This is a genomic window from Paraburkholderia haematera, from assembly GCF_905220975.1.
GTDB lineage: Bacteria > Pseudomonadota > Gammaproteobacteria > Burkholderiales > Burkholderiaceae > Paraburkholderia > Paraburkholderia haematera.
Window position 1 is genome coordinate 1 of record NZ_CAJNBK010000067.1, and the last position, 1,105, is coordinate 1,105.

The following is a 1,105-nucleotide window of genomic DNA, read 5'->3' on the forward strand; positions in this document are numbered from 1 at the left end:
ATGGCCGGGCGCCTCGCGGTGATGAGCGAAGGCCGCATCGTGCAGGTGGGCTCGCCCAACCAGGTGTACGAGTTTCCGAACAGCCGCTTCTCGGCCGGGTTCATCGGCTCGACCAACCTGTTCGAAGGCACCGTGGTCGCGGATGAACCGGACCACATCTTCGTCGAAAGCGAAGACCTCGAAACGAACATCTACGTGAGCCATGGCATTACCGGGCCGCTCGGCATGCCGGTGGGCATCTCGGTGCGACCGGAGCGCGTGAAGGTCTCGCTCGACAAGCCCTCTACGCCGCACAACTGGGCGCGCGGCGTGGTCTCCAATGTCGCGTACATGGGCAGCTATTCGCTGTATCACGTGCGCCTGCCGAGCGGCAAGACGGTCGTGTCGAATCTCTCCAGCTCGCACCTGATGAGCGAAGGTGCGCCGTCCTATAACGACGACGTGTTCGTCTACTGGTCGCCGGCAAGCGGCGTGGTGCTGACGCAATGAGCAATCCCACTACCTCCTCCCCCGCGGCGCTCGGCGCGCCGTCCGGCAGCCGGCTCGCCGGCTCGCTTAAAAAACGCCTCTCGATGCTGGTGCCGTCGGGCCGCTCGACCGTGATCGGCGTGCCGTTCCTGTGGCTCTTCCTGTTCTTCGCGTTGCCGTTCGTGCTGGTGCTGAAAATCAGCTTCGCCGATCTGCGTCTGGGCATTCCGCCGTACACGGATCTCGTGACGGTCAAGGACGGCATGGTGCACTTCGCCATGCAGCTCGGCCACTACGCGTTCCTGCTGCAGGACGATCTGTACGTCGCGACGTATATCAGCTCGCTGAAGATGGCCGGCATCTCGACCTTCTTCTGCCTGCTGATCGGCTATCCGATTGCGTACTACATCGCCCGCTCGGAGCCCACCAAGCGCAACCTGCTGATGATGGGCGTGATGCTGCCGTTCTGGACCTCGTTCCTGATCCGCGTCTACGCATGGATCGGCATCCTGAAGGACGACGGCCTGCTCAATCACACGCTGATGGCCATCGGCATGATCCATTCACCGTTGCGCCTCTACCACACGGATATTGGCGTCTATATCGGCATGGTCTATTCATACCTGCCGTTCATGGT

At 62.1% G+C, this 1,105-nt stretch carries 1 protein-coding gene and 1 pseudogene; both read left to right on the plus strand.

What is annotated here, in order from left to right; translation table 11 throughout:
- A partial coding sequence (locus KHO23_RS34845) for a TOBE domain-containing protein (RefSeq protein WP_211617539.1) occupies window positions 1-489 on the plus strand: 489 nt, incomplete at its 5' end.
- Window positions 486-1,105: pseudogene (locus KHO23_RS34850) on the plus strand (putrescine ABC transporter permease PotH); the annotation flags it as partial. The gene KHO23_RS34845 and the pseudogene KHO23_RS34850, both read left to right, overlap by 4 nt.